Origin of the sequence: Rhizobium sp. BK399 (assembly GCF_014194695.1) — a bacterium.
Lineage (GTDB): Bacteria > Pseudomonadota > Alphaproteobacteria > Rhizobiales > Rhizobiaceae > Rhizobium.
Window position 1 is genome coordinate 26,337 of sequence record NZ_JACIAH010000014.1, and the last position, 26,201, is coordinate 52,537.

The 26,201-nt window shown below is 57.3% G+C and carries 26 protein-coding genes; 16 read left to right on the top strand and 10 right to left on the bottom strand.

Going from position 1 to position 26,201, the window contains the following annotated elements:
* Positions 1–194: 194 nt before the first annotated feature.
* From FHT97_RS23490 to FHT97_RS23500, 3 genes are all read left to right on the top strand, one after another.
* Complete coding sequence (locus FHT97_RS23490) at positions 195–1,025, top strand: MBL fold metallo-hydrolase (RefSeq protein WP_183757322.1); 831 nt, start codon at positions 195–197, stop codon at positions 1,023–1,025.
* Positions 1,026–1,349: 324 nt separating this feature from the next.
* Positions 1,350–2,039 carry a hypothetical protein gene (locus FHT97_RS23495; RefSeq protein ID WP_162764138.1) on the top strand — a complete coding sequence of 230 codons (690 nt, stop codon included), beginning with the start codon at positions 1,350–1,352 and terminating at the stop codon, positions 2,037–2,039.
* Between the two features lie 107 nt (positions 2,040–2,146).
* Positions 2,147–3,457 carry an ATP-binding protein gene (locus FHT97_RS23500; RefSeq protein ID WP_113489497.1) on the top strand — a complete coding sequence of 437 codons (1,311 nt, stop codon included), beginning with the start codon at positions 2,147–2,149 and terminating at the stop codon, positions 3,455–3,457.
* Positions 3,458–3,538: 81 nt separating this feature from the next.
* Here the strand turns inward: FHT97_RS23500 and FHT97_RS23505 are convergent, their stop codons facing one another.
* Complete coding sequence (locus FHT97_RS23505; protein ID WP_113489498.1) at positions 3,539–4,174, bottom strand: recombinase family protein; 636 nt, start codon at positions 4,172–4,174, stop codon at positions 3,539–3,541.
* A gap of 247 nt (positions 4,175–4,421) precedes the next feature.
* Between FHT97_RS23505 and FHT97_RS23510 the strand changes: the two genes are divergently transcribed.
* On the top strand, positions 4,422–4,628 hold the full coding sequence (locus tag FHT97_RS23510) for a hypothetical protein (RefSeq protein WP_183864443.1): 207 nt from the start codon (positions 4,422–4,424) through the stop codon (positions 4,626–4,628).
* A 15-nt stretch (positions 4,629–4,643) separates the two neighbouring features.
* Positions 4,644–4,958, top strand: a complete 315-nt coding sequence (locus FHT97_RS23515) for a DUF6804 family protein (RefSeq protein WP_113489500.1) — start codon at positions 4,644–4,646, stop codon at positions 4,956–4,958.
* A 130-nt stretch (positions 4,959–5,088) separates the two neighbouring features.
* On the opposite strand, the gene FHT97_RS23520 is transcribed toward FHT97_RS23515, so the two are convergent.
* The 3 genes from FHT97_RS23520 to FHT97_RS23530 all read right to left on the bottom strand — a co-directional run bounded on the left by FHT97_RS23520 (position 5,089) and on the right by FHT97_RS23530 (position 8,556).
* Positions 5,089–6,462 carry a hypothetical protein gene (locus FHT97_RS23520; protein ID WP_183864444.1) on the bottom strand — a complete coding sequence of 458 codons (1,374 nt, stop codon included), beginning with the start codon at positions 6,460–6,462 and terminating at the stop codon, positions 5,089–5,091.
* A gap of 437 nt (positions 6,463–6,899) precedes the next feature.
* Entirely contained in the window at positions 6,900–7,691 is a 792-nt protein-coding gene (locus tag FHT97_RS23525; protein ID WP_348649637.1) for a thermonuclease family protein, read from the bottom strand.
* Between the two features lie 187 nt (positions 7,692–7,878).
* On the bottom strand, positions 7,879–8,556 hold the full coding sequence (locus FHT97_RS23530) for a hypothetical protein (protein ID WP_113489502.1): 678 nt from the start codon (positions 8,554–8,556) through the stop codon (positions 7,879–7,881).
* Positions 8,557–8,687: 131 nt separating this feature from the next.
* On the opposite strand from FHT97_RS23530, the gene FHT97_RS23535 reads away from it, so the two are divergent.
* Positions 8,688–8,849, top strand: a complete 162-nt coding sequence (locus FHT97_RS23535) for a hypothetical protein (RefSeq protein ID WP_183864445.1) — start codon at positions 8,688–8,690, stop codon at positions 8,847–8,849.
* A gap of 39 nt (positions 8,850–8,888) precedes the next feature.
* Here the strand turns inward: FHT97_RS23535 and FHT97_RS23540 are convergent, their stop codons facing one another.
* Both FHT97_RS23540 and FHT97_RS23545 read right to left on the bottom strand, forming a co-directional pair.
* On the bottom strand, positions 8,889–9,452 hold the full coding sequence (locus FHT97_RS23540) for a DUF2569 family protein (RefSeq protein ID WP_183864446.1): 564 nt from the start codon (positions 9,450–9,452) through the stop codon (positions 8,889–8,891).
* Positions 9,453–9,834: 382 nt separating this feature from the next.
* Complete coding sequence (locus FHT97_RS23545; RefSeq protein ID WP_183864447.1) at positions 9,835–11,175, bottom strand: tyrosine-type recombinase/integrase; 1,341 nt, start codon at positions 11,173–11,175, stop codon at positions 9,835–9,837.
* A gap of 421 nt (positions 11,176–11,596) precedes the next feature.
* On the opposite strand from FHT97_RS23545, the gene FHT97_RS23550 reads away from it, so the two are divergent.
* The 6 genes from FHT97_RS23550 (at position 11,597) to FHT97_RS23575 (ending at position 15,944) form a co-directional block, all read left to right on the top strand.
* Positions 11,597–11,875 (top strand): DUF1778 domain-containing protein, encoded by a 279-nt coding sequence (locus FHT97_RS23550; RefSeq protein ID WP_183770363.1) that lies wholly within the window; start codon positions 11,597–11,599, stop codon positions 11,873–11,875.
* Positions 11,876–11,950: 75 nt separating this feature from the next.
* On the top strand, positions 11,951–12,391 hold the full coding sequence (locus tag FHT97_RS23555; protein ID WP_246712747.1) for a GNAT family N-acetyltransferase: 441 nt from the start codon (positions 11,951–11,953) through the stop codon (positions 12,389–12,391).
* Between the two features lie 691 nt (positions 12,392–13,082).
* The gene (locus FHT97_RS23560) at positions 13,083–13,337 is read left to right on the top strand and encodes a hypothetical protein (protein ID WP_183757324.1); all 255 of its coding nucleotides are present in this window, start codon (positions 13,083–13,085) and stop codon (positions 13,335–13,337) included.
* A 590-nt stretch (positions 13,338–13,927) separates the two neighbouring features.
* Positions 13,928–14,374, top strand: coding sequence for a helix-turn-helix domain-containing protein (locus FHT97_RS23565; RefSeq protein ID WP_183757325.1), 447 nt, complete (start codon positions 13,928–13,930; stop codon positions 14,372–14,374).
* A gap of 22 nt (positions 14,375–14,396) precedes the next feature.
* On the top strand, positions 14,397–14,945 hold the full coding sequence (locus FHT97_RS23570) for a PIN domain-containing protein (RefSeq protein ID WP_210281015.1): 549 nt from the start codon (positions 14,397–14,399) through the stop codon (positions 14,943–14,945).
* Between the two features lie 387 nt (positions 14,946–15,332).
* On the top strand, positions 15,333–15,944 hold the full coding sequence (locus FHT97_RS23575) for a plasmid pRiA4b ORF-3 family protein (RefSeq protein WP_183757326.1): 612 nt from the start codon (positions 15,333–15,335) through the stop codon (positions 15,942–15,944).
* Positions 15,945–16,318: 374 nt separating this feature from the next.
* Here FHT97_RS23575 and FHT97_RS23580 read toward each other — a convergent pair whose 3' ends face one another.
* Positions 16,319–17,134 (bottom strand): polysaccharide deacetylase family protein, encoded by an 816-nt coding sequence (locus FHT97_RS23580; RefSeq protein WP_183864448.1) that lies wholly within the window; start codon positions 17,132–17,134, stop codon positions 16,319–16,321.
* A complete protein-coding gene (locus FHT97_RS23585) occupies positions 17,131–18,216 on the bottom strand; it encodes a glycosyltransferase family 4 protein (protein WP_183864449.1) in 1,086 nt (361 codons plus the stop codon). The genes FHT97_RS23580 and FHT97_RS23585 overlap by 4 nt, the downstream gene beginning before the upstream one ends.
* A 190-nt stretch (positions 18,217–18,406) precedes the next feature.
* On the opposite strand from FHT97_RS23585, the gene FHT97_RS23590 reads away from it, so the two are divergent.
* Both FHT97_RS23590 and FHT97_RS23595 read left to right on the top strand, forming a co-directional pair.
* Positions 18,407–20,128: an adenylate/guanylate cyclase domain-containing protein gene (locus FHT97_RS23590; protein WP_183864450.1), complete on the top strand. Its 1,722-nt coding sequence runs from the start codon at positions 18,407–18,409 to the stop codon at positions 20,126–20,128.
* Complete coding sequence (locus FHT97_RS23595; RefSeq protein ID WP_183757330.1) at positions 20,125–21,009, top strand: FkbM family methyltransferase; 885 nt, start codon at positions 20,125–20,127, stop codon at positions 21,007–21,009. Before FHT97_RS23590 ends, FHT97_RS23595 begins: the two co-directional genes overlap by 4 nt.
* Before the next feature lie 239 nt (positions 21,010–21,248).
* On the opposite strand, the gene FHT97_RS23600 is transcribed toward FHT97_RS23595, so the two are convergent.
* Positions 21,249–21,728 (bottom strand): class I SAM-dependent methyltransferase, encoded by a 480-nt coding sequence (locus FHT97_RS23600; protein WP_183757331.1) that lies wholly within the window; start codon positions 21,726–21,728, stop codon positions 21,249–21,251.
* 126 nt (positions 21,729–21,854) lie between these two features.
* On the opposite strand from FHT97_RS23600, the gene FHT97_RS23605 reads away from it, so the two are divergent.
* Positions 21,855–23,033, top strand: a complete 1,179-nt coding sequence (locus FHT97_RS23605; RefSeq protein ID WP_183757332.1) for a DUF3095 domain-containing protein — start codon at positions 21,855–21,857, stop codon at positions 23,031–23,033.
* On the opposite strand, the gene FHT97_RS23610 is transcribed toward FHT97_RS23605, so the two are convergent.
* On the bottom strand, positions 23,023–24,363 hold the full coding sequence (locus FHT97_RS23610) for a nucleotide sugar dehydrogenase (RefSeq protein ID WP_183864451.1): 1,341 nt from the start codon (positions 24,361–24,363) through the stop codon (positions 23,023–23,025). The two genes, FHT97_RS23605 and FHT97_RS23610, sit on opposite strands and share 11 nt — an antisense overlap.
* A 465-nt stretch (positions 24,364–24,828) precedes the next feature.
* On the opposite strand from FHT97_RS23610, the gene FHT97_RS23615 reads away from it, so the two are divergent.
* The gene (locus FHT97_RS23615) at positions 24,829–26,190 is read left to right on the top strand and encodes an adenylate/guanylate cyclase domain-containing protein (RefSeq protein WP_183864452.1); all 1,362 of its coding nucleotides are present in this window, start codon (positions 24,829–24,831) and stop codon (positions 26,188–26,190) included.
* The last annotated feature ends 11 nt before the right edge of the window (positions 26,191–26,201 follow it).

Genomic DNA, 26,201 nt, shown 5'->3' on the forward strand with positions numbered 1-26,201 from the left:
CGTTTACCGAATACAAACCATAGGCAGTTGCTTTCCGGAACGAAAACAGATTGCTTAGGAAAATCTACCACTTCACCGGATAGGGTTAGAAACGGTACCAACGACACAGGGAAGTCCATGGAAAACAACGCGTCGCTTGCTAATCGTGATAGGATTACGATAGCGTTGTTAGGTCGGCCCATTTTGAAAACGCGATGAGTAAAGATCAGTTTCAGGTAAAGTTTTGGGGCGTTCGCGGCAGCATCCCGGTCTCGGGTCCCGAATTCGTCCGCTACGGTGGCAACACCTCGTGCATCGAAATCCGCTGCGGTGAATACCGGATGATCTTCGACGCCGGATCGGGCGTACGCGAAGCCGGCCTTGCCATGCTCAGCGAGGACGTCCACAACGTCGACCTGTTCTTCAGCCACTGCCACTACGACCACATCATTGGCCTGCCGTTCTTCAAGGCGATCTACTACCCGACCATCGATCTGACGATCTGGTCGGGGCACCTGGACGGCAAGATGAGCACGCGCGAGATGATCGAGCAGTTCATCAGCCCGCCATGGTTCCCTGTGAAGACCGACATCTGCCAGGCGACGATGAACTTCCGCGATTTTCATGCCGGCCAGACGCTGGAACCGCGTCCCGGCGTCAAGATCAAGACCTACACACTGAACCATCCGGGTGGGGCGATCGGTTACCGCGTCGAGTGGAACGGTCGCTCGGTCGCACTGATTTACGACATCGAGCATATCCCGGGCGTTCATGATCCGGTTGCGCTGGAGATGATGAAGGACGCCGACCTCGTCGTCTACGATTGCACCTACAACGAAGACGAGATGCAGCGTTTCAAGGGTTTCGGCCATTCCACCTGGGAACACGGCGTCGAACTCGCGAAGATGGCGGGCGCCAAGAAGTTCGCGCTTTTCCATCATGCGCCCTCGCGCACGGACACACAGCTGGATCAGATGGAATGCGATGCCAGGGCGGAATTTTCGGGCGCCTTTGCGGCGCATGACAATCAGCTCGTCGAGATCTGAGCTAATCAAAGCGCGCGGCGCATCTCGGGACCCGTTCGCTGGTCGGTATCGATGGGGAGCGATTGCATGGCATGCAAGAGGCCAGTGGTTCGATCCCGCTTAGCTCCACCAATCATTTCATTACCATAATTTCTGATTTTATATCAACGCGTTACAGAGAACGCTGATTTTCATTCTGACCAATCATTCTGACCAACCGCCGATATAGCACGATGCGTGGCCTGCGGTCTGCGAAATCAATGGACGTGAATCATAGCTGACTGGGCATCTGGCATTGACGGCTCCCTCAATGCGTGGCTTCCCTATAATCAAAAGGGGACACTCATGAGACGCATACGAATCTTTGCAATCGGTTGTATGTTGGCCAGCGCCCAGTTCGCTACGGCCCTCGCAGACGAAACGCCGACAGGCCCTTATGCGAACGAAGGCGAATACCTGAAGGAAAGGTTCGACCGCACAACCTCAATACAGGCTCAATATGCGATTGGTCTCATACGTGCTGTAGAGTTGCAAGTTAGTGATCAGGTCGATGATAAGTGCTTCACCAACGCAAGCGCTATATCCGCCCGTATTCGCGCACAACTCGAAAACGCTAAGATCGCAGTCTACGGCGAACCTCTCGCTGCTTCGCTGCCATTCAGCCCTAAATTGGTTGTCACAGTCCTCGGGTTCAAAATCGGGGATGGTCCTTGTGTCGCCTCAGCAGCGATGAGTGTGGAGTACTTCTCCAAGATTGACCTTGGGAGCCTCGCGTATACGGGCGGCCTGTTCGCAGTGTCTGAGGCGCATGTTATGTGGCGCAATAGTAGCTTGTTTAGCCGAGGTGGTAACGTCAACGACGCCGTCCTGAACCAAGTCCAGGAGTGGACCGACTCGCTCACCGCAGACGTAGCGATGGCCAAGCGCAATCCGAACGTGCAGAAGCTTCTTGCTGTCTGGCCAAACGACCCACCACAAACAGAGCGTGAATTTCAGGTGGAGATGGAGAAGGTAATCAACAAGGTGCGGCAATAGCGTATGACAGCTTCGCTGGGTACTGCAGCGGCAGCCGTACCTTGCACTGGTTCTACTCAGCATCCTATAATTGTTACTGCGCGAATCGAGGTTCCTGACGAGGCAGTATGATGGTTGATGAACTGTGGAACCTGCGAGCGGTTGTAACCCAACCAGAGGGCGATTTTGGCAAGGCCCTCGCCCACGTTCTATCCCCCTCTCAGCCTCTTCAATCGGAAGAGTTCCTGCGCGGTCGTGAAGAACAGCTGGATGGGATACGTAAGGCCCTCTATGCGCCCGGGCGTCACGTCTTCATCCATGGATTTAGGGGCGTGGGAAAATCATCCCTCGCACAAACCGCGGCCTTCTCCCTGTCTTCAGCACGGCACGACCCAATTATTCTGGGATGCGACAACAGCAATAGCTTCACGAGCATCATACGCGACCTCTTTGAAGAGGTGATGGGTAGAAGCCCTGTAGTCGAGAAAACGATTAGGGAAGGCGGCGGTGGCCTGAACCTCGGCTGGCTTACAGGGTCTTTGAAGGTTTCAACCCAAGAAGGGACCGTACCGCAACCAAGCACCATCAATGAGGCTGTGAGGCTTGTGGGCTTCCTCTGCGAGAAATACAGCGAGCAACTTGTTGTCGTCATAGATGAGTTCGACCAAATCAAGGATAAGGTCGAGCAGGAGCATTTTGCTAACTTCATAAAGCAGCTGTCTGACAAGCGCGTCCCGGCTCGTTTCATCTTCTGCGGGATTGGTGAGACCGTTGACGCCATCATGTCAGCCCATGCCAGCGCTGATCGATATTTCCACACCGTAAGCCTTGATCGACTCGGTTGGGACGCGAGGATCGAGATCGTGTCGGTCGCGGCGCAGCGTCTCGGTATCGAGATCGACGATACGACCGCATACCGCATCGCCAAAATATCTGACGGGTTCCCGCACTACGTCCACCTAATCTCTGAAAAGTTGTTTTGGCAGGTTTTTGAAGCGCAAAATGGGGGCAGGGTCACCGGGGAGCTTTTCGAAGCCGCTATGCGGGACGCCAGTGATGCTATGGAAATGAAGCTGAAAGCTCCTTATGACACGGCGACGAGAAAATACAGCAACGACAACCAGTACATTCTGTTTGCTGTTGCCGATGGCCACGAGCTGCAGCGGAGAAGTACCGACATCTTCGGCTCCTACACGCGAATTACAACGGCCCTAAACATCGAAGCCCTCGACCGAAATAAGTTCAACACGAGGATGAACAGCCTCAAACAACCAAGTGCGGGTGCGATCTTATCAGCCAACAGGACCGGCTGGTATGAGTTCACCGAGAAGGTCATCCGAGGCTATGTTCGGTTACGTGCGGAACAAGCCCATGTGCAGCTGGAAGTGGACCACCCAATGGCGAGGCGGAAACTTGGATGGCGGGGCGATTCAACCTGAGGGCCACCCGCCGCTCATAGGCCAAAAAGCATAATCAGGGTAAGAGAAACGAACGCCCGCAAATCCTCGCAGGAAGCCAGCCTAAAGAGACCAGACAGCCAGCGCCTTCTCAGCAGCGGCTGGGTCTTCCTTGATCCTATAGACCGTTTGGCGGGTTAGGCCTGATGCCTGGGCGATCTCTGACACACTGGCGTTCTTCCCGAGGAGGTCAGTCACCGTGGTATACTGCTCTCGGGTGTAGCTCGGCTTCCGGCCCTTGTAGCTATCGTCGCCCTTGTCTCTCGCACTGGCGATACCAGCCTTCTGAGCTTCCTTCGTGGCCTCGGCCTGAGCCTGCGCAGAGGCAGCCATGAAGCTGATCATGGCGTCTCTCACGGCCATCTGCATGGCGTCGGAGGTCGAGCCGTCAAAGGTCATGTTGTTGATGACCGTCCTGATCAACACGCCCCGACGCATGAACTCCCTGATGGTATCAGTCACGTCAGCGTAGTTTCTGCCCAGCCGGTCAACCCAGCGCACCACGAGTGTGTCACCGGCTCTCAGCATGTCGAAGAGGCGCTTGCCCTCGGGCCTGTCCTTCATGAGGACTGACACCCCAGAGACACCGTGGTCAGCGACTACATGGTCGAAGCTGAAACCAGCCTTCTCGGCTTGGGTCTTCTGATGACCAAGGGTCTGCTCTGAGGTCGATACGCGGGCGTAGAGGAAGGTCGCCATTAGTCGCTCCATGTGTCCGATAGGGTTGCGTCCGAATGAATATGTGTCCGAACGCTTGATGTCAACCCTATCGGACACAATAGCTGGCTATTTCATCCTGTCCGCTGTGGTATACCTTTTCGTACAAATCGCACAACCAAGGCAACGGAATAAATAACTGTGGAGAGCAATAGTCCCCACTTACACGTCGCCACATGCCATGTGATGAAATCATCCAATATTTTTGGGGACTTGGGAGCAGTTTGGCATGGGCGTTTTGTTGGTCATCGTGGGTGCGGGGATAGCTTTCGCCCTATTTCAAGTATTTGTCAGCAACCCAGCGGCGCAGAAAATCTTGCCGACCGCGGAAAGCGCCAGCATCGGGAGAAGAATCGGGTACAGCATTGTTCATCGTCTTGTGTTAGCGGCGATTTTGCTTGCGGTAGTCGGCGTGCTTGCGCTGCTCGGCGCTTAAAGTGCGGAGCTGAGCATGAATTCACAAACAAGAAGGTATCTACTCATACCGGCCGGATTGCTTGTGCTGGCTGTCCTCCCGTTCCCCTATGGCTACTACATGTTTCTTCGTCTCGTTGTAGCCGTGGCATCCGCCTTAACTGCTTTGACAATATATAAAGCCAAGCAGTCATTGAGCTATGAGGTCGTGGCTCTTGGACTGGTGGCGCTCCTGTTCAATCCGTTCATCGTTGTGGCCCTTAGCAGGCTTCTGTGGCTTCCTATTGACCTGGCTGTCGCCGCCCTTTTGGCGTACCTCGCATTGAGGAAGGACAACACGGCACGAGGCTGAAATACGATTACGAGCAGGAGGGGCCGGCGGGGGGAATTCCGCCAGCCTCTTTTCTCAAATGTCGTCTCACGTTTTGTCGTCAAACATTCGGGGTAAAGGCGCTCCGCCCCATCTGCAACCCAAGCGTCCTTTATGCGGCCAACGACAACGTCTCGAAATCGCTGGCGATTGCTCCACCCTCAAGCCAATCATGGAGGAGCCTACGCATCCTTTTGGATGGCAGGTAGAGTGTGATTGGCTCCCCGCGCCTGACCCTCGACCGGTAGACCCACTGGATGAGTTCTGCCAGTGCGTACCGGTCGTCAGCTTCAGCGGCGTTTTCCATGCCGAGCCATCGCCTGATGAACGGGTTAATATACTGATCATACAAGTAGATGCATACGCTGGCATGAGCGAAGTCGTTGGTCCCCCTCGTTGTGTTGGGAAGCCAATTTGCATCGACCATTCTTGAACCGCACGCGAAGGCGGCAGCCTTGTTTGAGGTTCCGCTCTTGAACCAGTTCTCCTTGGCACAGGTGATGATGACATCGTTCATGTCGACCCCCTTTAGGCTACGCTGCTTCGTGTTCTTCAAGGCAATGCTTATCGACTCATTCCTCCGCGTTCTGCCCTTGCTGCGAGTTTGCCCGCTGTAGCTGAGCGGCTGGCCCTCGATGGCGGGAATGGTTCGGACGTCTATCAGACGCCGAGCATTATTTCGAAAGGTGTCCTCGTCAGCGGACCTCTCGTGGTGGAAGTCGATCCCGATCTTCCTCAGGTACGCCAACATCAGGGAACCTTCGGCCATGTAGGTGTAGACCGTGAAAGAACGACCAGACTGTAGCAGAGGCGCGGGTAAAGCCCGTAGGAAGAAGCTGCCGTCGACCCTGTAGAGCGTCTGGGATTTGGCGAGATTGTAGAGCCGAGGGTCGAGCGTGTCGGAGACCTCTCGGTAGTGTTCATCCCACTTGACGGTGGGCGTGATAAGACCATCGTCATCTTCTGTGGCATAGCCGTCATCGATGTAGAATTGGTCGAAGCTTCGGGCGCTCTTGCCTACCACTCCCTTCACTACGTCCAGCACTTCATCGATAATGATGTGATAGTCATCGAGAAGACCGAGGCTCGCAGCACTCGCAATCTCTGTGAAGAGCTTGTGTGTCGTTACAACGTTGACGCCTTCCCGGAGGAGGGTGATCAGATGTTCTGACTTCGTGTCGTTCTCGCCTCCTGGTGTCGGCTGCACAAAGTTGACGACCGCACGTAGGATGACACGCTCGACCTCACTCAAGAGGGGTACGACAACCAGATATCGCTCACCCTGTTTGAACGACCCAAGGATTTCAGTGGTCTTACCCGTTCCACATGGACGATCGATGATCTGGACCTTGTGTCGCTGCTGCCGAGTGATCACCGACGTTTCGATATTCTTATAAGGGTCTTCCTCGCAATCATCTGATAATAAAGGAGATTTTTTATCGTCGATCCGCTTGTCATGGATCAGCGTGTGTTCTGTCAGGTTCATGTTTCATCCATGGTCATATTATTCTTGAAGGCATCCATGACCGCACCAAAAAGAAACCCCGCAGCTTGTGGCCACGGGGCTGGGAAGGTCATGGATGAATGTGAGCGGTAGAACCAACTCCCGGTGATCGGGTCGCAACGCTGGCGCGTGGTTCTCCTTAAGTGGGCGGTAATTGCCAAGGGGCTTCGTGTCGGCGTAGCGCCGTAATGGCGAGCGGTGTCCAATCTATCCGATTGGTGGGGGTAATCGCCCGCAGCCTTTCGACAGCAGCAAAAGTATCGCCCGCGTCTTTTGGGCGTCGTTCTTTCCGAATGGTAGTGGTAATTCCGTTGCTTCTTCGCCGGTGCGCGTCTCGGTTAAACTTGGCGTGCAGCCCCATGCCGGGAGCGACGGAGGGATACCTTTTTTTGAAATGCTCAGCCCAGCAGGCCCAGTTTCTAATTGCACCAGGGTCTGGGAGTTGGGGGGCAACCTGTCGCACCACAGTTGAAGGGCACGGCCAAGCCTTCGGAGATCAGGATTTCGCCCACATCCCGTCCGTCAGCCCGAAGTACCCCGCAGCTTCGCCCATAATTACAACGGTCTGTGCCTTCGGTCCCTGGCGAACAAGAGCATCGGACCTTCGTCAGTTGCATGCTTGACTTGCTCACAATCTCTGCCAGCCGAGCAGAGGCGCGGTTTCCCAGATCACGTTTACGATCACACTTGGGCGAGAACTTTTCGGGTGTGTTGAAGCCTACAAGGCGGGTACCGCTTACCTCTCCATTGATCCGTATCGTGTCGCCATCGGTCACCGAGAAAGTCTGATGATCGATTGTCTCGGCGGAGGTGCGCTCGCCCGAGTTGAATGGCAATGACAATGGTACCTTCTCGAAAGCAGAGTAGATGAGGAAGCCAACGACCAGCGCAGCAGCGAATGCAAAGTCCCGCAGAAAACGCCTTGCCCACCAGCGCCCCTCACGCACAAGGAACGATCTCTTCCGCCGCTGCCAGCGTATCGGCTGCTTGACCGTCTCTTTGGGAACGAACGCAACGACGTTCACCGGGGAGCCGCTCCCGACGATCTCTTCAAGCTTGCGGCGCTGCTTTTCACTTAGACGCGTGTTACTGCCGTAGCGCGCCAGTCGCGACTGCATATCGGTGAGAAAATTCCTCTGCCAAGCGCTGAGACGGGCTGTGGCAAGCGTGGCGTTGATCCTCGATATTAGGCTTGTTGTGTCGGTGTCCACGGTTGCTCTTTCGGGGCCTCTATGCCGATCAATTTGAATGTAAAATGATAAGCGCTAAAGGAGTGTTTCCGCGAATGCTGCAACTCGACGGAACGTAGGGCGGCCCGTCCCGCCTCACTCGAGCCAGACCTGATCTTCCCCTTACCGAGCGCGTGGCCGCAGTTTAGGCCCAGTGCGTTGATACCCGCTATTTGACCACTTCTATCTGTCGTGCGCCCCATTCGGTCATAAACTGTAGTCGCCAGAAGTCTTTCGCTGTCATCACGAGGTCCACACCTTGCAGTGTAGCCACGTAGCCATCGACAATAATGGAGGTCGATATGGTCGTTACCTCAAGGGGCTTGCCATTGGTCGTTATGGTATTTTTCTGAGCGACCGAGATCGTCGTGTCGGTTACGTCCACTATCGCTTGCTCATGGGGCTTAATGTCGAAAGTCGTGGACTGATACGCGGCCTTTGACATGTCGTTGAGCGTAGCGGAAGCGTTTGCGGCATCTTTGCTAAAATCGTAAAGCTTGAGCATCGATTCCATTTGCTCTTTAAGCTTTTGAATGGTCATTGTTGCAAACGGCAGCAGCTTGCCGCCCGTCTTTCCCGCCAGAACGATGAACATCGGATAGTAATTATCCCGTTTGCCTGCCTTTAGCTCGTCTAGCGTCTCGCACGGCACGAAGACGTCAGAATAGTAGAACTGATTCTTATCGATGGAGCGGTCCAATACCTGAAGAACGCTAACTTCTTCAGCGGTCGACCCAGTGATCATGCACATGCCATTCGTAGGCTTGATCTTAAGCTCCACCGCATCGGCAGCAGAAGAACAAATGAGTGCAGTCGCGCCAGTAATAACAGCAAAGATTTTACGCATACATTCCCCCCTAAGTTTAAATTTTGGCGATCATATCCTATTCCGAACGCCAACTGTCTTCAATCGAACTGAATGGACAGCCTCCACGCGTAGTGAGACAATTTGTACTCTCGGAGGAGGAGGACATCACCATGCCGAGTAAGGACGACCACGATCAGCACAAGGCCCACGACCAAGAGGCAGAGCGCAAGCGTCACGCTGAAGAGAAGTCAGCGGAAGGCAAGGCTGCTGTTAAGGAGCCTGAGAGCGCCACTGTTGAGCATCAGGCAGGCAAGATCATCGGCAACGGGTAGGCGCTCGCTCTCGAAGGTACCGTCCTTACCAAGGATGCTCTACGCGAACTCTGCGGCAGTCGCGCCCCTCACGAAGGTATTCTTCACCCGAACGGACTTCAACATGTAGATCACCCAGATGCCAGTGGCGATGAACGGTGCAACGCCTTTCGGGTTGACGAGTTCAGCGGCTGAAACATTTAGAGCTGCCGAAACCAGCACCGTGTCCGCAACGGCGAAAGCCATTGTCCCAAGCCACTGGTAAAGAAACAGCTTCGGGAAAAGCCTGTGCTTTGTGTACATCGCGACCACAGTGACCAATTGAAGGGCAAGGAGGCCAACAGTCAAAGCGTTCTCACCGTAGAATGCAGTCAGCCCGTTAGGGACTGCGAGGAATTGGTCGTACATCTTCGCGTTGTTTACGAGGGTGCCGATGGAATAGAACGGGGCGAGGGTTTGCCCAATCATTGGCAGAATAAGCCAGCCACCGAAACCGGACAGCTCGGGCGATTGCTCTGACGTTCTGATATTTGCCGTTCTCTTTCGCGTGGAAATGACCATGTAAACGAGCGCAGCGCCGATCAGCAAAGCGATGGCCCAATGCCAAATAGAAAAAGTGTTCATCTAATATCCCCCAGCTTCTCTTGAACTCGTCAATGCGACTTAGCCGCTAAGCGAACCAGTTAAAGACCCAGTGCGGAACCCCGAACAACAGGGAGTACGCTCCCACGATGCTGGTCACCGGCCAAGCTGGCGGGATTACCCCAAGGACAAACATCCAAAAACTGCCGATCTGGATAGCGACCCACATCCAGTAAAGGCCCCCAACAGGGAAGATGATGCCAAGCGCCAACGCTACCAGACCCCCGACCAGCCCCAATATTACCTTGAACAATGCCCCCACAGCCTGCACCTGAATGCCCCCTTCGACATAAGATGCTAAAGTGATAGTTGCGAGGCTTTGATTCTGCAATCGAACTTGCTGCCAACTCACAGTAACGCCGCACTACTCCTTCGGTAGCACGACCGCCGCGACACATTCCTTCATCTGCTTCTCAGACGCCCCTTGGGTGTAGACGCCGAACGTGATGTCCTTCTTTTTGTCTGACACGTGACCGACCACGTCCTTAACGGTCTCAAGAGGCTGGTCCGCGTGTCTGGCCTGAGAGATGAACCAACGCCGTGCCGAGTGGAAGTTGACGAGGCTCCTGCGCTTCCCGGGTCGCTTGTCATCAACACCGAGCTTCTCGCGGTAGTTATTGAAGCGCTTGCCGAAGGTGTCGCCGGGGTCACGTTCATCGGTCAGCTCATGGAATAGCCAATCCTTGGGCTGCTTGTCCTTCACCCTTCGAGTGATGATCTCCTTCAGATCGGGGTGAATGGGAACCTTTCGAGCCGCCGAGCGAGTCTTTCCCTGCTGAATATCGAAGATACCGTCATGGACCTCCTCAACCCACAAGGTAAGGACTTCAGCGAGCCTCATCCCAGACAAGCATGAAATGCGGAGGGCATCGGCTATCTGTTGCTTGAAACCTTCCTTCATGCCCTTTGGATACGGCGCATAGAGCAGTGTCTTCAGCTCAGCCTCAGTAAAGGGCCGCTCAGTTGCGTTGTCACCTCGCTCGACTCGTCGGCGTGCGTTGGCTACCTCCTGTCCAAGCCACGGGTTATCCTCAACAGCTCCTGTCACATGGTCGCGCTTGATCAGATATTCCCAGTAGCCCCGAAGAGCGGTCATGTGCTTCTTCGCGGTGCTTCTATCCATCGGCTCGATGACCTCGGTCACATAGCGCCCGGCAGCCTTACGGGTGATGTCGGGAAGCCGGTACTTCTCGCCTATGCACCAGCGGGCAAAGCGATTGATCAGGCCCCGCCGCTCATTCGTCGTCTTAGCAGCGAGCTTGATGGCTGAGAGGTACGCTTCGAGATAATGGTCAACAGAGTGATCACCTGCGACGGCTCTAGTGAAGCGCTCACGGGCCTTTCCTCGTAAGCTCTCAGCCTCAGCCTCTGCGGCCCATACCGCGTCCTCCAACGCCTCACCGCCCTCGGTCAGCGCCTCAGCGATGGCAGCCCTTGAAAGCTCACCCCGAAACTCTGCCAACTCCTCACTTGAACTGATAACCTCTCCTGCCTTGACGCGGGCAAACAGCCCCCTGACTTCCAGTTCCAACTTATCGCGCTTCGCCATAGCTAACTTAATGTCGCCGGTCTCCAAGCTCTGGAGGTACATGGTCGTGCCGTTGAAGTAGCTTCGACACGCCTCGGGGATGGCTATTCGAAACCACCACGTCTGCCCCCTCAGATCGAGGAGACGCTTAGACCCTTTATTGCTTTTTCCCGCCATTCTGACCAACCATTCTGACCAACGAACACGGGTATTTATCCTTATATTCCAGTACGTTCAATGGGATAGCCGCTCGAAACTTCGATCCCGCTTAGCTCCACCAAATTCTTGCCTGTAAAATCAATTCCATATGGATTGGCTTGGGTCGTGACGAAAAATTGACTTCGTTCCGGGGAAGCACCAGGGAAGTACAAGCGCTGATGTCTGAAATCAGTATCCTCCTCTGTGCTCATATAGTCGGCGCGCGAAGCTACGGAATGACAAAAATCCAGAAATGGATTCAGCGCATTAGCGGAAATGCAAGCTTTTCAGTAATTGAAAATTATAGAAATGTGTGTACATTGACTACACATGATCGTATTCGAACGTTCATCAAGTACGTCGCACAAATCAAAATCAACTGTGCGATTGATGGAGAAGTATGATGTCCGCTCTTAGGAAAACCAAAACCGTCAATCTTCGGATTGAACCGGAAACGCATGATCTAATTGCACGTGCTGCTGAGGTTTGTGGAAAGAGCATAACTGCGTTCATGACCGAAGCCTCTGTGTATGCCGCGCAAGAAGAGTTGCTAGATCAACGATTCATAGGCGTTTCCGCTGACGTGTTTGAAGCTGTAAGTGAGCAGCTTGCTGCTCCAGGCGTCGCCAGAGACAACTTGGTCAAGCTTTTTCAGATCAAAGTAGATTGGATGGACTGACGTTTGCCGTATCGGAAACCTTGCCCTATTGCAAATCAGCACATCATTGAGGGCTTCTCGTCGGGGAAGCCCTCCTTGGATTCGTGGCTAAAGGAAATGGCCTTACATAATCAGGAGCAGGGATACACCCGTACATTTGTAATTGCGGACGAAAACTTCAAAGTCGTAGGTTACCATTCGGTTTGTGCGGGCATGATACACCGAAGCGATGTTTCCCGATCGGTGAAGGGGTCAAAAGCTCCCACCGAAATTCCGATTGCAGTTCTAGCCCGACTTGCGGTCGATGCCGAATATCAAGGTAATGGCCTTGGAAAAGCGCTCCTCAGAAACGCGCTCATGAGTGTGGTGTCCGCCGCGCAAGTAGTCGCTTTTCGCGCCGTGATAATCCACGCTCTCGATGATGAGGCCGTCACTTTCTATAAAAAATTCGGCTTTCAGGAGACGAAGAACATGGAGCGGCGTCTCATTCTGCCGACTAAGGACATAGCAGCTTCTCTGAACGAGGCCACAGGCTAACACCACGCAGAAAGCGCACCCATTCTGTCCCTAGTTGCTGATCTGGACGCGTTTCTGAGTGCCGATAACCTTTAACTTTCAGGAACCTAGGATTAGTCGATCTGTGGTCTTCTAGGAGCCGCGGCCCTCCTGCGGCTTCGCTTTGAGCTTTGCGGGCTTCCTCAGCTTGGGAGTACGAGCGGCGGCGTTCTCACTTCGCTGCTTTTCGATAATACGCAGCCTATCAAACATCTCACTCTCCCCAGCGCGCTCCTGGGTATTCTGAGCCAGCAGTTGCGACGCAGCAATCTGCAGACCCCGGCGACCATTTGCCGAACCCCATCCTCCCATTCCCACGCTCGGTCGGTCTGCGCGTGATACTCCCGATGGCGAAGGGGGAGAATGTCAGAGATCAGGAAGGAACTGGGCCATTCGCCCAGGGCATCATGATAGTCGCGATAGGCTTTCACTACCTCAGCACACTGGCGCCCAAGCTCTTCCGGGCGGCCAGCGCCTCGCACAATCCGAAGGACGTTGGCGGCCAACCTCTTGAGAGGCCAGCGTAGATCAAACTCAGCATTACGCCGATTCAGTTCAAGTCGGTCATTTTCGACGGCAAGGTGGATATGCGGCGGCTTCTGGTCTTTGGACATTCGTTCCTCTCAGTGCCGCCAGAGCGAACTGACACTGAAAGGAAGGGGCGTCAAGGTTGATGCTAACGATTACCTGCAAGCATCTGACGCGCTATCGCCTGCCCGGAACCGTCGAAGTGGAACCCTTCCCCGAACCCACCATCACTCTGGAAAAGTTCAAGCGCGTCCTTATCAGCGATGCCTCGCTCCGCCTCGTCGAACTCAATGTCGTCTACCACTCGATTTCCTACCCATGCAGAGCCGACAGATGGTTCATTGTCGGCGCCGTGTTCAAGATCCACATCGCCGTCGAGTTGATCGAGGAGCCGCGATAAGTTTCTCAATCTTAGCCGCTACCGCCTTGCGGCTGAATTGAAGGACTCGGATGTGCGAGTTCATGAGGCCACCTTGTCGAGATCAGCGACGTGGATGGCAACCGACTTCGGGGCAAGGTTTATGACGACTGAACGAAACTGGCTATCTCAGCCATAATCCCGCCGACAGCACGAAATCGGAACCAGCGGAAACGTACGGAGGCATGGTGCTAGATTTTCATTGAAATGGATGGTGTTACGGCAACGTGCGACGGCATACGGAAACACCCGGAAACGATGGCCCATTGCATGGCATGCAAGAGGCCAGTGGTTCGATCCCGCTTGGCGTCAGGTCCCCATCTTCTCGGGGAAGCACCGGCGAAGCGTGGGCGAGATTCGCTCTCCGGCCGTGCGCAACCCCAGACCTGTTCCGGCCCGGACAGTTTAATGTTTCGTTACGTCGCGTTTGGAGCCAAAGCCGCCGTGATGCTCGCGGAACCAACATCATCGTAAAAAGTTTACTTGTTGCGAATATTGCAGTCGTTGCGGATATTGCGAATAGTGATTCACACTGCTATATCCTCCTAAAAATTAAAAGAAGGATGTCACCAATGTCGCAACTACTAGAACGCCCAATATTGCCGTCGGCTGACGATACTGAATTGGCCGCTGAGGCTAGTCGCTACATTTCGCGCGCGAAGCACGAAGGTGCCGAACTTCGAGTCCAAGTTGACGGCGGAGAGCTCCTAAAGCTCCCCAAAGCTGTCAGTGAGTTGCTGTATCACCTCCTGACCGAAATGGCTCAGGGCAATGCTGTAACTTTGATACCGGTACATGCTGAGCTGACAACTCAGGAGACAGCAGATCACCTCAACGTGTCGCGCCCTTACCTAATCAAGCTTTTGGAAGAAGGAAAAATCCCTTTCCATATGGTCGGAAGCCATCGCCGTATTAAATTCAGCGACCTCGACGATTACCGTCGAAAGACCGAAGACGAAAGAAAGCGGCTCATGGACGAGCTGACGAGCCAGGCCCAAGATTTGGGGATGGGCTATTAAGAAGTCTAGCTACACCGTCGTCCTGGACGCTTGCGTCCTTTATCCAGCGCCGCTGCGAGATTTCCTCATGGAGCTCGCGGCGGCAGGGCTGTTCCGAGCGAAGTGGTCAGAGCAGATCCATGATGAATGGATCCGCAATGTTCTTAAGAACCGCGAGGATTTAACGCTCGAACAGCTCAACCGCACAAAGGAACTTATGAACTCAGCGGTGCCGGACAGTGTCGTTGAGGGTTATGGTGACCTTGTACCCGCTCTCTCGCTTCCCGACGCCGACGATCGGCACATTCTAGCCGCAGCAATAGTCTCGTCGAGCGACGCCATCGTAACGTTCAATCTCTCTGATTTTCCTAAGAAGGCCGCCTCCAAGTACGGTATCGAAGTCCTTCACCCCGACGATTTTATCTTTCACCAATTCGGCCTGAACAATGCTGGTGTAATAATCGCAGCGCAACGCTGTCGCGCCCGGCTAAAAAATCCACCGAGGACTGCAGTAGAGTATTTGGAAACCCTCGAGCGCCAGGGGCTTCCTAAAACAGTAGCGGAGCTGCGGGAATATCACTTTGCTATTTAATTGAACTCGCGCGGCAAGCGAGCGTTTGGAACGTGAATGCGGATAAGCTTAAGGGACAGCCGAATCCGTCCGTTCTGGGTTGTGGGCGTCGCACTTTCCGGCGAGGCGCGAGCCGGTACCTGCGCGGCCGCCCAGGCGAACAGACCAGATGCACCGCTTCACCAGATTCACCTCTTCAAATGCAGCGTGCGCTCAAATCCGCCTAGCAACCCTCTGCTCCAGTCTTCTCTGGTCAACTCGATCGATGTACCCTGCACTGAAGACCGGAACGAGTTCAGTGATGGAGTCGGAACTGCCGAACGAACCTTGGGGTAGACAAAGACCTGCGGCGGCTTGTCTCGACCGCCAACGTGGCGAGGAACTGCGCCAGAAAGCGGCCATGACACCATGAGCGCCGATCGAATTGCCAGGCTGCATATTCAGCTGAACGATCTCGAACCTCCAATATGGCGAAGGGTCGAAGTCCCTCTGACAAGCAGCCTCAAAGCCTTGCATGATGTCATTCAAGCGGTAATGCTGTTCGAAGGCTATCATCTCTTCGAGTTCGAGGCTGGTGGGCGGTATTACGATGTGCCGGATCCGGAAGAGTTCTATGGGCGCAAGACTTACGCCGCCAGTAACGCCCGGATCGCCGCGCTGATCGAGCGCGGGATTTCGACCTTTCGTTACACATATGATTTCGGTGACAACTGGGAACACACAATCACGGTCGAAGCCGTTGAGGAGGTTGATCCATTGCTCGAATATCCGCGCTTCATAAATGGAGAGCGCAGAGCGCCACCCGAGGATGTCGGCAGCACATCAGGGTTCGAGGAGTTCCTGAAGGTGATGGCGAAGCCAAGGCATCCGGAGCACCGACGATTGAAGCGCTGGTACGGAGGCGACTTTGACCCCAAAGACATCAGCATTGATCGCGTTCAGGATCAAATCGGCAAACTCGCTCGCCGTCGGACGCTTGGAAAAGCTGGTTTCGCGAAGAGCAAAAACCGGCAGCACTGATCAAATCTCAAGGAGCAGGGCAGCATGAACTACCGCGACTGGAGCCTACCCTGAAATACGTTGCAGCGATGCTCAATGAGGACGAAGGCTTTTTGCGGGAATGTTTCATTGAGATGTTTTCTGAAGACGGCTGCTTCTGTGCATATGACGACTATCCGGCCTCCGAGCTCAGCGAGCACATAATCCTGTTCACCCAATGCGGGATCCCTTCAGCAGATTGTTCGCAACACACGTGGCATTTGCGACCCGACTCCGCGGGAGCCGGTGTCAAAAAGGCACGGCAAAGTGCCCAGGCTGCTGCGGTCCTGACCGGATAGTTACCCCATGCCCGAAGGCACATCGACAGAAAGGCCGATATGGGCGCGGCTTCCCCTTCACTCTACCCGCCCTTGTGGAAGGCTCAGCCCGCCGATCAGATCCGTCGCAGACATCCAGGACACGGCCGAATGATCCACCGTCTCTTCGAATAGACGGGCAAGGAACGCCCGCTCTGAGGCGCCATGGACAAGATGGTGGGTGAGGATGCCGATCGGCTCGTCAACCGTGGCGGGCCGCTCCCGCGCGCAAGGGTCCTCTCCGCCGGCAAAACGGGTCAGCAATTCGCCAACCAGTTCCCTGACGAGATCCGCATGCGGTCGGTCGCCCCGCTGGCCCCGGGCATTGACGACGTCGACATGCGTGTTAAGGAGCCGGATCGGGCTATTGTCCCTCATTCTGCCGAACACAGACAGCACCTCGAAGCCTTGCTCTTCAAGGCGCGGGACAAGCTCCGCGCTGATCCTGTTCCATGGCGGCACCAGCATGGGAACAAGCTTCGGACCGTGAAGGAGCCGGAGCCTGTCCAGACCGTTGCGGAGCTGTGCCAACACGACGTCGGCGTGCCGATGGCTTCCGAGTTCCTGCTTCTTTTCGTCTGGACCCGCATGATTTTCATGCGACCAGCCGTGAACGGCAACAAGCACATGATCTTCCCGTGCAAGCCGTGCCACCAGCGCCTCGCCTGTGAAGGCCGGAATGACGGCAAGGGTCAGCGGAACGGTGGCCTGCCTGGTGGTATCGAGCAACTGTTCCAGCGCGCCCGTAACCTCGACGGCATCGTCGTCCCGCAGCCACAGGCGCGCTGTCCGGCCGGCGGACCGCCAGCGGTCGAGTTCCTGGCGCAAGGCCGCAAAGGTTTGGTCATCGCTCATGACTGTCGTGTCAAACAGGTCTGCAGGATCTGGTCAAGCATTTGCGCCGCAATCTCGAGCGACCGCTCTTCAAGAACGAAGCGGCGGGCATTTGCGCCCATCGCCTGTTGCCTGTCGGGCTCGTCGAGCAGCCTTGCGATCGCTGCAGAAACCGCCTCGATGTCGCCGTCCGCTGTCAGCAGGCCCGTCTCGCCGTCGACGACCACCTCGGGAACACCCGCCGTCTTCTGGGCGACCACGGGAAGGCCGGCTGCCTGTGCCTCGAGATAGGCAAGGCCATAGGCCTCCCCTGCGCCCGGCCATATGTAGAGACCGGAGCGGCACAGTTCGCGGGCAACTTCCTCGGCTCCAAGCTGTCCCAGCCATTCAATGCGCTCACCGAAGCCGGAAAACAGCTGCTCGACCTCGCTGCGCATCGGCCCGTCGCCGGCGATCGCCAGTGTCCAGGGACGGTCCTGCAGACCGGCCAGTGCCTGCGCAAGCATGACATAGCTGCGCATCTTGTCCCCGCTCCTCATCATCGCAACGGCAATCAGACGCCCAGGCTCCCGGGCATGCGGCGATCCCTGGAAAAGTGCGGTATCGATGAAGGGCCTCAGAATGGCAAACGAACCGGAGGGCAAAGCCTCCGACAGGCCCCTCCTGTCACGCTCGGTCAGCGAGATGTTGACGGAAGCCTGTCCGAGACCATCGATAACCAGCCTTTGAAACGAGGCCCATGCATCCTCGTCGCGCTTTTTCGAATAAGACGCCTCGGCCGTGACATAGGGGATCGAGAACTCCCGGCAAAGGACTGGTCCGAAAAGATCCGGCGATTTGTAATAGGGATGGTAGCAGAACCAGAGATCGGGCCGAAGGCCGCCAGACAGGACATTGCGCAATCGCGCCAGCTCCTGGCGCGCGGCAGCCTGACGCTTGACGGTCTCTTCCGGGGTCGCGCAAAAACTCCGAAATTCGGAGATGACCTCGACGGAATGGCCGCGGAGCTCGAGAGCCTGCACAAGGAGGCGTGCCATGAGGCGATCGCCTGACGGCACGGGATGGTTCGGGGACTTCAGCGGCGCGTAGAATGCAACCCGCATCACCATGTCTCCGCCGAGACACACTGTTTACAACAGATGCTCGGGCCTGCCGCCGGAAAATACGTTATTGTCAGCATGCCCGCTTTCTGCTGATAGAGTGAAAGGCGTTCGCAATCGCAGCGGCGGCAATTCAACCTCAATTCCGTCTTCTCTATTGTATTTGGCACCTGGTATTCAAGAACGGGAATGAATGGCGACAGTCGCTGCCACCGGTATTTTTTCAGAGCGCTCGATCAGAAGGGCCCGGCTTGGCTCCGGGCTTGTCATGTTCCTGTTCGTCCTGCTGCATCTATCCAACCACGCGCTCGGACTGATTTCAGTGTCGGCCGCAGACGACGGGCGACGCATCTTCCTGGCGATCTGGCGCAACCCCGTGGGCACCTTCGTGTTCTACACTGCGGTGTTCGTCCATATCTGCCTTGTCCTTCGCTCCGTCTACAAGCGCCGCAGCCTGGTCATGCCGGCAGCGGAGATGGCGCAGATGGTGCTCGGGCTCGCCATTCCGCTGCTGTTGATGGACCATGTGATCGGTACCCGGATCGCCCATACCCTCTTCCACTACCGCGATGACTACGAGACGATCGTTCGCCTGCTCTGGGTCACCTCTCCGGGCGCCGGCTGGCGACAGGTCGTCGCCCTTCTTTTCGTCTGGACCCACGGATGCATCGGCCTGCATTTCTGGCTGCGCTACCGGCCCTGGTATGACCGTGTCGCCGCGATGCTCCTAGCCGTCGCGATCCTGCTGCCGGTACTCGCCATTCTCGGCTTTATCGAAATGGGTCGAACGATCGCCGAGCCGGCCTACGAGGGCATGGTCAATACCGATCGCTATCGCGACAACCTCAACACGCGCTACTACTCCAACCCCGAGGCGCAGCAGACGATCGCCATGATCCGGGCCGGTCTCTATGGCTCGTTTTCCGCAGCGCTCCTGATCGTTGTCGGTGCCAGGACCTTGAGACGGTGGCGCGAGCGCGTCGACCAGATCACCGTGCGCTATCCAGGTGGCGAGGCGATAAGCGTCCCGCGCGGCTTCACGGTTCTGGAGGCCAGCCGTCTTGGCGGAGTTCCGCACTACTCTGTCTGCGGCGGCAAGGGGCAATGCTCGACCTGCCGCGTCCAGATCCTCAGCGACGACAACGACCTGCCGCCTCCCGATAAGTTGGAGCAGTCGACTCTCAAGAGGATCAAGGCGGCCTCCGACGTGCGTCTTGCCTGCCAGTTGCGGCCCACACACGACATCACCGTCGCGCCGTTGCTGGTGGCCGCGCCGGAAAACACATTACCGCCCAACACCCAGGAGACGAGCCCGGGGCGTGAGCGTGAGATCACCGTGCTCTTCTGCGACATCCGCCACTTCACCTCGCTCACCGAGACACGGCTTCCCTTCGATATCGTCTTTCTGCTCAACCGGTATTTCGCGCTGGTCGGCAATGCCGTCGAAAAGGCTGGCGGGCGCATCGACAAGTTCATTGGCGATGGCGCCATGGCGCTTTTCGGCATCGGCAACTCGGCCGAGGACGCGTGTCGCCAGGCGATCGAAGCGGCTGCCACGATCGTCCGTGACATCGCCAAGCTCGATGCGGAGCTGAGAGACGAGCTCATCATGCCACTTCACATTGCTATCGGCATTCATACCGGGCCCGCCGTTGTCGGAACCCTTGGCTATGGCCGCACGCGCAGCGTCACGGCCATCGGCGATACGGTCAATGTCGCAAGCCGCCTGGAGACTGCTGCCAAGGAGTTCAACGCTGCGATCGTCATTTCCGATGCGGTCGCAAGCCTTGCGGGTGCCGACACCACCCATGCGGAAAGCCGCGAAATCAGCGTCCGCGGCCGCGCCCTGCCCTTGAAAGTCTACGTCATTTCGAGCGACAAGGCCGTCAACCTCATCGAAGGAAAAGACAGATGAGCGGCCGCGTCTGGCTGACGGCGAAATTCTGGAGCAGGCGCCTTCGCAAGGCGCGCAATGCTGTCCTGACCAGGCTTTTCGACACCCGCACCGGACGGCGGCTGCTGATCGAGAACATCGGCCCGCGAGTGGTGTCGATGACGGTTGATGCCGGCGATCATCTGATGACGTTTTCGCCGGCCGACTACATCGGGCGGAAGGTGTTTCGCAAGGGACATTTCGAGCGCCAGCATGTCGACCGGCTGCTGGCGGTGCTGCGGGAACGCGGACTTTCGCACCAGCCAAGCTGTCTGCTTGAGATCGGTGGCAACATCGGCACGCAGACCGTCTACTTCGCGCTCAGCGGGGCTTACCGGCGCATCGTCAGCATGGAGCCCGACCCGCGCAACGTCGAATTGCTTCGGAAGAATATCGACCAGAACGGCCTCGATGGGACGGTGACGGTCGTCAACTGTGCCGCGGGAGCGACCACGGGCCGGATCGACTTCTTCATGAACGAAAACAACCACGGCAAGAGCAGTGCCTTCAGGAAAAGCCCCAGCGACCGAAAAATCAGTGTCCCGGTGAGGCCGGTGACTGAGGTTCTCCAGGAGCTTTTGATCAATCCTGCCGATGTCGGTCTCGTCTGGATGGACATTGAAGGCTACGAACCTGTCGCCTGCCGGTCCATGACACCTCTCCTGTCCCGGCGCGTGCCATTCTACATGGAGTTCACGCCGCTCTTTTACGGCCCGCAGCAGACTGGAGAATTCGTAGAGATGCTCGCAGGCTACTACGAGACCTGCCTCGTCTTCTTCGACGACGAGCAACTGCCCCGCGAGATGCGTGTCGTCGATCTCCCCGGCGGCGTCGAGCAGTACGACGTACTCTTCCTTCCCTGATCCAGAACGAGCGATCGACGCTCCCGGTGCGTTTGGTTAAGACCGGTGCCGGGGCGATTGTGGATGTTGCGAACTACCCTGCAAACTCATCTTGATTGTAAGTGGCATCGTGCTGCCACGCTGGAACTTGAGTAATACCCTCGCGGCTGCGCTTTGCGAGTTCGCCGAACACCTTCGGCGGGCATCAGATATGGCAAAGATCCGGCGGCGTCTCGACAGATTCAAACCAGCAGCGCTAATTAGATCCGTCGGTAAAGGTAGTAGCGCCCCTCTTTGACACCAGTCGGCAGTGCGATGGGCTCGAGTTCTGGCCGGTCAAGCGGAAGGCCGCTCACAGCGATCCCGCCTTTGACAAGCACGCCCACCATCAGCTGCGGCAGCCATGTCAGTGTGACGGCATCGATCTCGTCATGCCCGGTGCCGATGTCGGCATGCGCCAGTGCTGCGCCGATGCCGAGAAAGGCCTGGCCGGACTCCCGGATATCGCCCGTCACCATATTTTCTTCCGGTGGTGTCGAGGAGGAATAGGAGCGGACCTCGCGGTCAAAGGCGATGATGCGCCGGTCGGGGAAAAGCTCGCGCAGGTGATCATAGGTCCGTCCGTTGCCGAGGCCGAATTCCAGCACAGGGCCCTGTGCCCCGTTCACCAGGTCGACCACGGCATTCAAAATGTCGCGCTGAGCCGTCAGGCGGCGGATGAAACTGTCCAGGCGGCTCATCTATGCCCTTGTCCATTCACTTAAATTTTCGGTCTGGTGCTATCATATGAAACCCCAGGCCGTCGATTGCCGTAGATGCAAAATCGCATTGCGGTGAGAGCATGGGTCTGTGCTAGGTTTTTGAAGATGAGCGACCTCTCCAACGATCGATTCTACGCCGACGTGCCAGTCTTTGCCGACTTCGAGCGGGTGACCGACACGAGCAATTACCGGCCGCTGCCGGAGGGCTGGTTCCTGGCGGTTGCCGACATTGTCGGATCGACCAAGGCCATCGGCGCTGGCCGCTACAAGGACGTGAACATGGCCGGCGCCAGCGTCATTTCCGCGGTCCTGAACGCGGTGGACAGGGGCGACTATCCCTATGTGTTCGGCGGCGACGGTGCCGTTGTCGCACTCCCACAGGAGTTCGAGACGGCAGCGCGCGCCGCGTTGGCGGCAACGCAGCGATGGGTGGATGAAGAACTCGACCTTGCGCTGCGAATCGCGATCGTGCCGCTTGCGGATATTCGCAAGGAGGGTCTCGACGTGCGTGTGGCGCGCCATGCGGCGAGCGAAAACGTCGCCTATGCGATGTTTGCCGGCGGCGGCGCGTCCTGGGCCGAGCGGCAGATGAAGAACGGTCTTTATGGCATCGAGCCGGCGCCATCAGGGGCTCGGCCCGATCTGACCGGCTTGTCCTGCCGGTGGAATCCGATCAAGGCCCACAACGGCGAGATCGTCTCGATCATAGCCATACCGGCAGAAGATGGCAGGCCGAGCCCGGAATTCCGCAAGCTCGTGACGGAGGTGATTGCGCTGGCGGCAGAACAGGGGCGCGGCGGCCACCCGGTTCCATCAGGTGGCCCCGAGTTTTCCTTTTCGTTCAAGGGTTTCGATCGCGAGGCACGTGCCCTGGCAGCGCCTGGAAAGCGGCTCTGGACGAAGCTCTTCATCCTGTTCCAGAGTATCATGATCGTCCTGCTGCACACGTTCGGCCTGAAGCTTGGCCGTTTCGACGCCCGCCGCTATACCGAGGAGGTGTCCGGCAATTCCGATTTCCGCAAGTTCGACGACGGCCTGAAAATGACGATCGACGTCGATGCTTCGCACCTTGCCCGGATCGAGGCGCTGCTCGAGGAGGGAGAGGCAAAGGGCGTGGCCCGCTATGGGCTGCATCGCCAGTCCTCCGCCTTGATGACCTGCTTCGTGCCGACGCCGATGTCGCACGACCACGTGCATTTCATCGATGGGGCCAGCGGCGGCTACGCTGTCGCCGCAAGCCAGATCTCAGGCAAGACGCTTTCCCCCGCCGACATTACGCCTTGATGATGTGGTCTCCGGCAAGGCCGAGCCGCGCAAAGACGTTGCGCGTATCGACGATCAGCGGCGCGTTGCGGGTGATCGCTGCATAGTCGAGCTGGTCATGATCCGTCGCGACGAGGATGGCGTCATAGGACGCGATGGTTTCGGGGGTGAGGTCGACCGACGCGCGGCCCTTCAGATGCTGGTATTCGCGTGTCGAGGGAATCTCGCCGACCAGCGGATCGTGATAGTCAGCCTTCCCGCCACGCTCCTCGATGACCTCGATCAAGCGCAGCGACGGGCTTTCGCGGATGTCGGCGACGTTCTTCTTGTAGGCGAGACCAAGAACCAGCACCCGCGAGCGGCTGAGCGCCTTGCCGGCACGCATGTCGAGCGCCTCGGCGAGCTTGGCGACCACGTAGCGCGGCATGGCCGAGTTGATCTCGCCGGCAAGTTCGATGAAGCGGGTCGGCAGTTCGTATTCGCGCGACTTCCAGGTCAGGTAGAAGGGGTCGATCGGGATGCAATGCCCGCCGAGGCCGGGGCCGGGATAGAATGGCATGTAGCCGAACGGCTTGGTCTTGGCCGCGTCGATGACCTCCCAGACATCGATCCCCATGGCGGCGTAGACCGTCTTCAATTCGTTGACAAGGGCAATGTTGACGGAGCGGAAGATGTTCTCCGTCAGCTTGACCGCCTCGGCCGTTGCGTTGGACGAGACCGGAACGACGGTCTTGACCGCGGCGCTGTAGAACCCAACCATCAGCGAGAGGGCATCCGCGCCGTCGCCGGCGACGATCTTCGGGATGGTCGCTGTGTTGAAGTGCTGATTGCCCGGATCCTCGCGTTCCGGCGAGAAACCAACGAAGAAGTCGGTGCCCGATTTGAGGCCGGTGGTCTCCAGGATCACCTTGACGACATCGTCGGTCGTGCCGGGATAGGTCGTCGATTCCAGCACCACGAGCTGGCCGCTTCTCAGATGCACTGCGATCGACCGGGCCGTTGCCTCGACGAAGGAAAGATCAGGATCGCGGTGGCGGGTGAGCGGTGTCGGAACGCAGATGATGATGACGTCGCAGCCGGCAAGCTCTCCAAAATCTGTGGTGGGCGAAAAGCGCTTCTCGTCGATCGCGAGCGCAAGGTCGCCGCTTGTGACGGCATCGATATAGGAGCGTTTCGCGTCGAGCGAGACGACTTTGGCGGGGTCGATGTCGAAACCGGTGACGGCAAAGCCGCTACGGGCAATGGCGATCGCCAGCGGCAGGCCGACATAGCCGAGCCCGATGACACCAGCCCGGGCGGTGCGTGCTTCAATCTTGCGTGAAAGGGCGTCATAGGCGGGGGAACGTGGCAAGGAAGATCTCGCGTGAATGCTGAAGGTTCTCCTGATCTAATGGAAGACCGTGGCAATTGAAACCCGCCTTCAATCGACATGGTTCGATGCCGGAAACCGGCTTTGACAGAGCCACTCTGACAGGCCTTGCGCCGGGGCGGCGAGATGATCCTGTCGCCTGCGGTGAGTGTGACAAAAATGACTCAGCCCGTCCCGGGAGATTCGGTCGGGCCTCAAAAACTGCGCCAAGACCATTGTTCGAAACCTGCGCGCTGCCTATTTACCTGGAGTAACGAAACGAGAAAGGATTGCCTGCCCTGCCCATCACATCAACGGGTTGACAGGTGCCACTGCCGTGCTCCCGGCAGATCGTTGACACTATATTACCGCTCGTCCATCCTCCTCCCCCTCTTGCGCAAAAGATGCTGCAGGCAGGGTTTCTGGCGTTTTTTTGGGTGGACGTGCTCTATGAGGATATTACCGAGAATGGGCACGATCGAATCCAGCGTCTCGTCTATTTTATTGGACCGGGTTGCCGAATGGCTGACCAATTCCTCCCTTGCCGGCGATGATCTCGAGACCATCGTTCGCGGATTTTGTGAGCGGATCGCCTCCGCTGGCCTGCCGATCGCGCGTGTGCACCTGACCTTCTCGATGCTGCACCCGCTCTACGATGCCTTGAGCTTTACCTGGCGGCGTGCGAGCGGCGTCACGATCGAAGGCTATCGCCACACCGTCGGCCAGAAACCGGACCGCTTTCTGCAGAGCCCGTATTATTATCTCCTCGACAACAACCTGCAGCACATAAGACGCCGCATCCCGGCCGAGGGTCCGGCGGAATTTCCGGTGTTCAACGACCTTAGGCAGGAGGGGATCACCGACTACCTCGCCTTCGTCCAGCCGTTCGGCGACGGGTCGGTGCAGGGGATGATGGGGTCATGGTCGACGGACAGCCATGTCGGCTTTTCCGACGACATGATCGAGGCGCTCCTGCGCATGCAGAACCACCTGGCCGTCGCAGCGAAGATGGCCGTCCTCGGCAAGCTCGCCAATAACATGCTGACCACTTACCTGGGCGGCGATGCCGGCAAGCGGGTGCTGAACGGCCAGATCCGGCGCGGCGACGGCGAGACGATCCGCGCCGCGCTCGTCATGGGCGACATGCGGCAATCGACGGTCTATGCCGAGAAGGAGGGCCGGCAGGCCTATATCGACACGCTGAACCAGTTCTTCGACGCAATCGCCGCGCCCTTCAACCGCAATGGTGGCGAAATCCTGAGCTTCCTCGGAGACGGGTTCCTGGCGGTCTATCCCTGTGGCCGGCACAAGGACCCCTCCAAGATTGCCTGCCAGGCGGCGTTGACGGCTGTTCACCAGGCGCAGGCGCGTGTCGCCGAGCTGAACAGGGAGCGTCTCGAGCAGGGCCTCAGCAAGGTTTCCTACGGCATCGGCCTGCACGTCGGCAACGTGATGTTCGGGAATGTCGGTCTCAAGGACCGGCTGACCTTCTCGGCCTTCGGCTCCGCGGTCAACGAAGTGCAGCGCCTGCAGTCGCTGACAAAGAAATATTCGAGCGAGGTCGTGGCGAGCCAGGCTTTTGCCGGCTACTGCGGCGGCGAATGGCATACGCTCGGCGAGGAAAAGCTGCGCGGGGTCCGCCAGAAGGTTACCGTCCTGCAGCCCCGCATTGCGGCACCGGCGATCCATGTCGAGGAAGGCTTTCACGAGGTGGCGCCGGCAGCGCTTTCGGAAGCCGAGCAGGTCATCATGCTTCATCGCGACGCACGCCGGCAGGCCGTGAAGCCGGCTGTCGAGACGTTCGTCCAGCAGGGTCCCGACGCGCGGTAAAGGGCCGGTCG

Bases quoted from the DNA above. Each gene is read 5' to 3' on its own strand.
- FHT97_RS23545 (WP_183864447.1), bottom strand. From the start codon at position 11,175: ATGGCGGGAAAAAGCAATAAAGGGTCTAAGCGTCTCCTCGATCTGAGG.
- FHT97_RS23550 (WP_183770363.1), top strand. From the start codon at position 11,597: ATGATGTCCGCTCTTAGGAAAACCAAAACCGTCAATCTTCGGATTGAA.
- FHT97_RS23515 (WP_113489500.1), top strand. From the start codon at position 4,644: ATGAATTCACAAACAAGAAGGTATCTACTCATACCGGCCGGATTGCTT.
- FHT97_RS23590 (WP_183864450.1), top strand. From the start codon at position 18,407: ATGGCGACAGTCGCTGCCACCGGTATTTTTTCAGAGCGCTCGATCAGA.
- FHT97_RS23605 (WP_183757332.1), top strand. From the start codon at position 21,855: ATGAGCGACCTCTCCAACGATCGATTCTACGCCGACGTGCCAGTCTTT.
- FHT97_RS23505 (WP_113489498.1), bottom strand. From the start codon at position 4,174: ATGGCGACCTTCCTCTACGCCCGCGTATCGACCTCAGAGCAGACCCTT.
- FHT97_RS23495 (WP_162764138.1), top strand. From the start codon at position 1,350: ATGAGACGCATACGAATCTTTGCAATCGGTTGTATGTTGGCCAGCGCC.
- FHT97_RS23520 (WP_183864444.1), bottom strand. From the start codon at position 6,462: ATGAACCTGACAGAACACACGCTGATCCATGACAAGCGGATCGACGAT.
- FHT97_RS23490 (WP_183757322.1), top strand. From the start codon at position 195: ATGAGTAAAGATCAGTTTCAGGTAAAGTTTTGGGGCGTTCGCGGCAGC.
- FHT97_RS23500 (WP_113489497.1), top strand. From the start codon at position 2,147: ATGATGGTTGATGAACTGTGGAACCTGCGAGCGGTTGTAACCCAACCA.
- FHT97_RS23530 (WP_113489502.1), bottom strand. From the start codon at position 8,556: ATGCGTAAAATCTTTGCTGTTATTACTGGCGCGACTGCACTCATTTGT.
- FHT97_RS23600 (WP_183757331.1), bottom strand. From the start codon at position 21,728: ATGAGCCGCCTGGACAGTTTCATCCGCCGCCTGACGGCTCAGCGCGAC.
- FHT97_RS23540 (WP_183864446.1), bottom strand. From the start codon at position 9,452: ATGAACACTTTTTCTATTTGGCATTGGGCCATCGCTTTGCTGATCGGC.
- FHT97_RS23585 (WP_183864449.1), bottom strand. From the start codon at position 18,216: ATGCGGGTTGCATTCTACGCGCCGCTGAAGTCCCCGAACCATCCCGTG.
- FHT97_RS23595 (WP_183757330.1), top strand. From the start codon at position 20,125: ATGAGCGGCCGCGTCTGGCTGACGGCGAAATTCTGGAGCAGGCGCCTT.
- FHT97_RS23535 (WP_183864445.1), top strand. From the start codon at position 8,688: ATGCCGAGTAAGGACGACCACGATCAGCACAAGGCCCACGACCAAGAG.
- FHT97_RS23575 (WP_183757326.1), top strand. From the start codon at position 15,333: ATGAGCGCCGATCGAATTGCCAGGCTGCATATTCAGCTGAACGATCTC.
- FHT97_RS23580 (WP_183864448.1), bottom strand. From the start codon at position 17,134: ATGAGCGATGACCAAACCTTTGCGGCCTTGCGCCAGGAACTCGACCGC.
- FHT97_RS23615 (WP_183864452.1), top strand. From the start codon at position 24,829: ATGGGCACGATCGAATCCAGCGTCTCGTCTATTTTATTGGACCGGGTT.
- FHT97_RS23565 (WP_183757325.1), top strand. From the start codon at position 13,928: ATGTCGCAACTACTAGAACGCCCAATATTGCCGTCGGCTGACGATACT.
- FHT97_RS23560 (WP_183757324.1), top strand. From the start codon at position 13,083: ATGCTAACGATTACCTGCAAGCATCTGACGCGCTATCGCCTGCCCGGA.
- FHT97_RS23510 (WP_183864443.1), top strand. From the start codon at position 4,422: ATGGGCGTTTTGTTGGTCATCGTGGGTGCGGGGATAGCTTTCGCCCTA.